General features: G+C 72.3%; 4 protein-coding genes and 1 pseudogene. 1 reads left to right on the top strand and 4 read right to left on the bottom strand.

All coding sequences use genetic code 11. From position 1 onward, the window contains the following. Window positions 1-182: 182 nt before the first annotated feature. The 3 genes and pseudogenes from AB0C76_RS01365 to AB0C76_RS01355 all read right to left on the bottom strand — a co-directional run. Window positions 183-971, bottom strand: a pseudogene (locus AB0C76_RS01365) (ATP-binding cassette domain-containing protein); the annotation flags it as partial. Next, a complete protein-coding gene (locus AB0C76_RS01360) occupies window positions 968-1,957 on the bottom strand; it encodes an ABC transporter permease (protein WP_359958096.1) in 990 nt (329 codons plus the stop codon). The gene AB0C76_RS01360 and the pseudogene AB0C76_RS01365, both read right to left, overlap by 4 nt. 74 nt (window positions 1,958-2,031) lie before the next feature. Beyond that, window positions 2,032-3,060 carry a sugar ABC transporter substrate-binding protein gene (locus tag AB0C76_RS01355; protein ID WP_359957775.1) on the bottom strand — a complete coding sequence of 343 codons (1,029 nt, stop codon included), beginning with the start codon at window positions 3,058-3,060 and terminating at the stop codon, window positions 2,032-2,034. 310 nt (window positions 3,061-3,370) lie between these two features. On the opposite strand from AB0C76_RS01355, the gene AB0C76_RS01350 reads away from it, so the two are divergent. Then, the gene (locus AB0C76_RS01350; RefSeq protein ID WP_359957772.1) at window positions 3,371-4,498 is read left to right on the top strand and encodes an alpha/beta hydrolase-fold protein; all 1,128 of its coding nucleotides are present in this window, start codon (window positions 3,371-3,373) and stop codon (window positions 4,496-4,498) included. An 87-nt stretch (window positions 4,499-4,585) separates the two neighbouring features. On the opposite strand, the gene AB0C76_RS01345 is transcribed toward AB0C76_RS01350, so the two are convergent. After that, window positions 4,586-6,184, bottom strand: coding sequence for a PucR family transcriptional regulator ligand-binding domain-containing protein (locus tag AB0C76_RS01345; RefSeq protein WP_359957770.1), 1,599 nt, complete (start codon window positions 6,182-6,184; stop codon window positions 4,586-4,588). Window positions 6,185-6,193 lie beyond the last annotated feature (9 nt).

The following is a 6,193-nucleotide window of genomic DNA, read 5'->3' as shown; positions in this document are numbered from 1 at the left end:
CTGGTGTCGGAACTGGTGTCGGAACTGGTGTCGGAACTGGTGTCGGAACTGGTGTCGGAACTGGTGTCGGAACTGGTGTCGGAACTGGTGTCGGAACGGGTGTCGGAACTGGTGTCGGAACTGGTGTCGGAACGGGTGCCGTCAGTGCCGGACTCGCCGCGCGGGCCGCCGCCCGCATTCGGCCGCGCCAGCTCGTGGGAGAGCTCCGCGAGGTCGGAGCCGCCGGCCATCTCGGTGGTGAGCTGTTCGAGCCCGATCGCGTCGCGCGGGTGGCTGCCGGCCATCCGGCCTCGCTTGAGCAGGGTGAAGTGGTCGCCGACCAGGTACGCGTGGTGCGGGTTGTGCGTGATCAGGACGACCCCGAGCCCGGCGTCGCGCGCCGCGGTGACGTACTTGAGCACGACGCCCGACTGCTTGACGCCCAGGGCGGCGGTCGGCTCGTCCAGGATGAGCACCTTGGCGCCGAAGTGGACGGCGCGGGCGATGGCCACGCACTGGCGCTGGCCTCCGGACAGGGTGCCGATCGGCCGGTCGACGTCGTGCAGGTCGATGCCCATCCGGGCGAGCGCCTCGCGGGTGGTGGCACGCATGCCGTCGGCGTCGAGGCGCAGTCCGCCCCAGCGGCGCAGACCGCGCTCGGAACCGAGGAAGAAGTTGCGCCACACGGGCATGAGGGGGACGACGGCGAGGTCCTGGTAGACGGTGGCGATGCCGCGGTCGAGGGCCTGGCGCGGGGAGTCGAACCGGACCTCCTCCCCGCCGACGGTGTAGACGCCCTCGTCGTGCCGGTGCAGCCCCGCGATGATCTTGATCAGGGTGGACTTGCCCGCGCCGTTGTCGCCGAGCACGCAGCTGATCTCGCCGGCCCGCAGGGTCAGCGAGACGTCCTGCAGCGCTCGGACGGTGCCGTAGCTCTTGCCCACGCCGTCGAGCGAAAGCAGTTCGCCCTCGGAAGAAATCCTGGGAGTCATCGCGGCCCCCGCTCGGCCCGGCGCTTGACGAACGCGTTCAGCAGGGCGGCGAGCAGCAGCATCGCGCCCAGGAAGAACTTGAACCAGTCCGGGTTCCACTGCGCGTACACGATCCCCTTGCTGGCCATGCCGAAGATCAGCGCGCCGAGCGCGGAGCCGGCCACCGAGCCGTAGCCGCCGGTGATCAGGCAGCCGCCGATGACGGCCGCGACGATGTAGATCAGCTCGTTGCCGACGCCCTCGCCGGACTGCACGGTGTCGAAGGAGAACAGCAGGTGCTGGCCGAGCACCCAGGCGCCGAAGCCGACGCCGAGGTAGAGCACGGTCTTCGTCCGGGCGACGGGCACGCCGACCGCGCGGGCCGCGGCCGCGTCGCCGCCGACGGCGAAGATCCAGTTGCCGAAGCGGGTGCGCAGCAGCACCCAGCTGCCGACGGCGAGCATGCCGAGCCACCACCACACGGTGGCCTTGACCGTCAGCCCGCCGACGGTGACCTCGGAGGCGAAGAGCCAGCGGCAGGAGGCGAAGCCCTGCATGTCGGAGATCGGCTTGGTCGACACGGTGCCGGAGACGAGCTTGGTGACGCCGAGGTTGGCGCCGGTCAGCATCAGGAAGGTGCCGAGCGTGACGATGAAGCTGGGCAGCTTGGTGCGCCCGAGCATCCAGCCGTTGAACCAGCCGACCGCGAGCGCGACGGCGAGCGAGACGACGACGCCGACCCAGGTGACGGCGGTGAACTGGTAGGAGACCATCGACGAGGTCAGCGCGGCGGTGGTGACCAGCACGCCGGCCGACAGGTCGAACTCACCGCCGATCATCAGCAGCGAGACCGGCACCGCCATGATCCCGATGGTGGACGCGGCGTAGAGGACGGTACCCAGCGAGGTGACCCGCAGAAAGGGTTCAGCGGCGGCGGAGAAGACCAGGAAGACGGCGGCGGCGGCGATCAGCGCCCCGAGCTCGGGGCGCGCCAGGAGGCGCCGCAGGGCCGCCGGACGGTCCTGGACGAGGAGGTCCGCCGCGCTCGAGGGGGAGCTCGACGGAGGGCCGGACGGGGTGCTCAACGGGTCCCCCTCGCGACGTACTCGGCGAGCGCGTCCGCGTCGTTCTTCGTGAGGATCTGCGGGCCGGTCGCCACCGGCTTGCCGCCGCCGAGCATGTCCAGGTTGGACTTGTACAGCCACAGCAGGTCGACGCCCTCGTAGCCCTGGAGGTAGGGCTGCTGGTCGACGGCGAAGCCGACGCTGCCGGACTTCAGCCCGGCGACGACCTGGGTGCCGAGGTCGAAGGTGTCGAGCTCGACCTGGCGGCGGGCGTCCTGGACGGCCTGGAGGCCGGTGGCGGCCATCGGGCCGGAGAGGGTGAGCACGGTGTCGATGGCCGGGTCGGCCTGGAGCTTGGCGGAGATCGCGGCCCGGGCGTCGGGCATGTTGACGCCGTCGACGTAGAGCACCTGGAAGGAGCCGCCGGGCAGTCCGGAGCCGGACTGGGCGCCGGAGCAGCGCTGCTCCTGGCCGACGTTGCCCTGCTCGTGGATGACGCACAGGACGTTCTTGCGGCCGCGGGAGGCGAGCTCGGCGCCTGCGGCCTGGCCGGCCGTCGTCTCGTCCTGGCCGATGTGGGTGAGCGCGCCGAACTTCGCGGAGTACTCCTGGCCGGAGTTGATCGTGATCACGGGGATGCCGGCGGCCTTGGCCTTGGCGAGGACGGTGGCCATGGCGTCGCCCTTGGCGAGGGTGACGAGCAGGCCGTCGACCTTCTGGTCGATGGCGGCCTGGACGAGCTGGACCTGGTTCTGGGTCTGCGCGTCGTTGGAGTACAGGAAGGTGATGTTGTCCTTGGCGGCGGCCTGCTCGGCGCCCTTGCGCACGCTGTCCCAGAAGGCGTCGCCGGGCCCGGCGTGGGTCACCATGGCGACCTTCCAGCGCGGGGTGGTGACGGCGCTGCCGCCGGCGGCCGCGGCCTTGGCGCGGGCCTCCTCGGCGCGTCTGCCTCCGGTACTGCTGCAGCCGGCCACGGCGACCGCGACCGCGAGGACGGCGAGGGCGGGCCGGAACCGGCGGGACGGGCGAAAGCGGGTTGTGCTCATCCCACGATTCTCTCCGTTACCGCGATGCGGGCTCGCACCGCCTCGCCCGGCGGCCGGGGCGGGGCGGACGATAGGGTGCCTCGGGGCATCTTCCTGAGCGTTGGCTGGACACCTCGTCCGGGGGGCGGCCGTCCGGGTGGCAGACTAGGCGGCGATCCGAAAGAGGAACATCACAGAAACGTGATGTTCCTCTCAGGTTCCGCACAGGTTCGGACGGCAACCGATCTCCGGTTCAACGCCGTCCCTTGCCATTGGAGTGCGCGCGGGCGAGTGGGGCCCGGGCGGCTTGCGATCCGGATAACGAGAACTCATGCAACTGACAGGTACGCCCTTCTTCATCCTCACGATCATCCTCGTGCCGGTGTCGATCGCGGTCGCGCTGTTCTTCTGGGGCAAGGTACGCGGACCCGAACCGGTCAAGGTGCTCTCGCGGCTGGTCATGATCGTGTTCTGCCAGATCACGGCCGTGCTGATGGTCTTCGTGATGGTGAACAACGCGAACCTGATCTACGGCAGCTGGGACGACCTGCTCGGCACCGGCGACCACGTCCGCGCGGTGCCCACCGTGCCCAAGGACGACCCGGCCGGCGCGGCCAAGTCGGGCGGGGACGCCAAGCCCCCGGCGAAGGTGCTCCAGCAGTTCGGCGGCGTGAACGACCCGGCCGTCCCGGGCGACGTCAAGAAGACCGAGCTCAAGGGCCAGGTGTCCGGCGTCGACGGCGAGGTGCTGGTCTGGACGCCGCCGCAGTACGACGACCCGGCCTACAAGGACAAGAAGTTCCCGGTCGTCGAACTGATCCCGGGCTACCCGGGCTCGTCCTCCACCTGGTACGGCACTCTCAAGGTGTCCGAGCAGCTCAAGCCGCTCATGCAGCAGGGCAAGGTCGCCCCGTTCATCCTGGTCTCGCCACGCACCCTGCTCCTGGGCAACCACCAGGACGCCGGCTGCACCGACGTCCCCGGCAAGGTCAACGCCGACGCGTGGGTCACCCGGGACGTGCCGCAGATGATCATGGACAACTTCCGCGCCGACCCCTCCCCCGAGCGCTGGGCGATCGCCGGCTACTCGGCCGGCGCGCACTGCGCCGCCAAGCTCTCGCTGGCCCACCCGAACCGCTACCGGGCCGGCATCAGCCTCTCCGGCTACAACGACCCGGCCCAGGAGCCGGACTCGCTGGTCGGCAAGAACCCGCAGCTGCGCGAGGCCAACAACCCGGTCAGCATCCTGAAGACCGCCCAGACCCCGCCGAAGGTCTCGCTGTTCATCAGCGGCGCCAAGGGCGACGGCTACGAGGACGCCCAGGCGCTGGCCGCCGCGGCCAAGGCCCCGACCACCATCCAGGTGCAGGAGACCACCGGCCCGCACACCACCGACCTGTGGAAGCGCATGGTGCCGAACGTCTTCGAGTGGCTGACCGGGATCATCCCCGCGCAGTAACGATCACCCGTAGGCAGAAGGGGCCCGCCGCGAACGTTCACGGCGGGCCCCTTCGCCGTCCCGTCAGGCGGGTTCGGAGACCGGGCGTCAGGCCAGTTCGAGGGCCAGGTAGAAGTCCACCCGGTCCTCCAGGCGCGAGAGGTCCCGGCCCGTCAGCTCCTCGATGCGGCCGATCCGGTAGCGCAGCGTGTTGACGTGGACGTGCAGCTGCCCGGCGCAGCGCGTCCAGGAGCCGTCCGAGCGCAGGAACGCCTCCAGGGTGCGCACGAGGTCCGCCTGGTGCTCGATGTCGTAGCCGATCACCTTGTCCAGCAGGCGGCTGCGGAACGCGCGGCGCACCTCGTCGGGGACGGCGGCCAGCAGGAGCACGTGCGAGGCGAGCTCCTCGGGGCCGGCCACGCACACCCGGCCGACCCGGGCGGCCGCGATCCGGCGGGCGTGCCGGGCCTCCTCCAGGGCGCCGCGCAGGCCGCCGGCCTCGGAAGCGGGGGCGGAGACGCCGAGGGTGATGCGGCCCTCGGAACCGAGGCCGGCCTCCAGCGGGGCGAGCAGTTCGCGCAGCGTGTCGGCGGGCACGGCGGCCTCCAGCACGGGCATCACGACGACCGCGCCGGTGCCGGCCCCGGCGACCAGCGCGCGGTCGGTGGTACCGCCGAGCGCCTCCTCCAGGACCGCCCGCACCATGCCCTCGGGCAGGCCGGTGCCGTCGGCGCTGAGCACCAGCCAGGAGCCCTCCGGGGCCTGCGGCTTGGGTTCGGCGCTCTCGTAGCGGGCGGCCATCGCGGAGGAGGCGTACAGGGTGCGGCTGATCTCGGCCGGGTCGGCGTCGCGGCGCAGCCGGTCGAGCAGTTCGTCGGCCAGGCGGCGGCGCAGCCGGCGGCCCTCGTCGCGGCGCTGCCGCTCGGCGGCGACGAGGCGGGCGAGGTTCTCGGCGAGCTGCTGGCGCTTGGTGGTCCATTCGGTGACGTCACCGGCCACGGCGAGCACCCAGTCGGCGAGCGGCGCCTCGTGCTCCGCGTCGGCGGTGGCCGGGGCGGGCAGCAGCGAGTACGCGCCGGTGGCGAGGCGGGCCCGGTGCGGGGGGCGGCGGCGCTGGCGCTGGGCGGCGAGGTGGGCGCGCACCAGCTGGTCGCGGTCCTGGGCGGACAGGCGGTCGGCGGGCCCGGCGATCACGGCGCCGGTCGGGGTGAGCACCCAGCAGTCGAGGTCGAGGTCGCCGCCGAGCAGGTCCAGGACGGCGTCCAGGCCGCCGCCGCCGGCCGCCGAGACGAGCAGCCGGTGGCGATCGACGAGGGCGGCGAGGTCGGCGGCGCGGTCGGCGGAGACCTGCCGGCCGACGAACTCGGTGACCGTGCCGAAGGCGATGTCGTCGGGGACGGCCAGCAGCGGCATCCGGTGCCGGCGACAGGCGTCGACGAGGTCCTCGGGCACCGGGCCGACCTCGGCCTCGCCGGCCGCGAGGGCGACGGCGCCGCCGGCCGCGAGGGTGCGCACGAAGCGCTCCGAGTCGGCCGGGCCGGTGCGCCAGAGCATGCCGGTGAGCACCAGCTCGCCGCCGTGCAGGTACCGCCCGGGGTCGTGCAGGTCCGTGGTCATGACACCGCTGACCTGCCGGTCCAGCTCGTCCTCGGCCGCGAGCAGGCGCAGTCGCGGGGCGCCGGGGGCGAGCAGGTCTCGGACACGCATCCGCAGACT

The sequence above is a fragment of the Kitasatospora sp. NPDC048722 genome, from assembly GCF_040650235.1.
Classification (GTDB): domain Bacteria; phylum Actinomycetota; class Actinomycetes; order Streptomycetales; family Streptomycetaceae; genus Kitasatospora.
This window is presented reverse-complemented; position numbering and strand designations above follow the sequence as displayed.